Origin of the sequence: Mesorhizobium sp. M7A.F.Ca.CA.004.12.1.1 (assembly GCF_003997835.1) — a bacterium.
Classification (GTDB): Bacteria; Pseudomonadota; Alphaproteobacteria; order Rhizobiales; family Rhizobiaceae; genus Mesorhizobium.
Genome location: NZ_RZRK01001485.1, coordinates 1 through 504, shown reverse-complemented (window position 1 = coordinate 504; position 504 = coordinate 1). Strand labels below are relative to the sequence as shown.

General features: G+C 64.9%; 1 protein-coding gene. It reads right to left on the bottom strand.

From position 1 onward, the window contains the following. Positions 1-88: 88 nt before the first annotated feature. On the bottom strand, positions 89-504 hold a 416-nt coding region (locus tag EN984_RS37160), incomplete at its 5' end, for an SPOR domain-containing protein (RefSeq protein WP_164766055.1).

The window sequence follows — 504 nt, the reverse complement described above, 5'->3', positions numbered from 1 at the left end:
CAGCATCCGGGACAACGCCGGATCTGCTTTCCCCATGAAAAAAGCCGGCGCGATGGACCGCGCCGGCTTTTGATGGTCGGCTCCGGCTTTAGCGCGAGACGAAGCAGTTGCCGCCGGCGGCCTTGTAGCTGGTGCACAAATTGATTGCGTCATTGCGTGACTGGGCCGGAACGCGCACGCGGTAGAACGTGCCTTTGCCGGCGATCTCGGCCTTGACGATATTGGCGGTACGCCCGGCAAGCACGCTGCCATAGCGGCGCTGCAGATCCTGATAGCTGGACTGAGCGCTTTCGACGGTCGGCTGCGAGGCGATCTGCATCGACCACGAGCCACCGCCGGCCGCAGTCGATGCCGGATCTATGGACGCAACCTGATCGGGCTTGACCTCGCCGACAACATCGACCGGCTGGTCGGATGGACGCTGCGGCGCGAGCGGAACCTTTGCCGGCGTGTTCGCCGATTGGGCCTCGGCTTTCGGCTTGGCGACCGGCTTGAGGGCCGGCA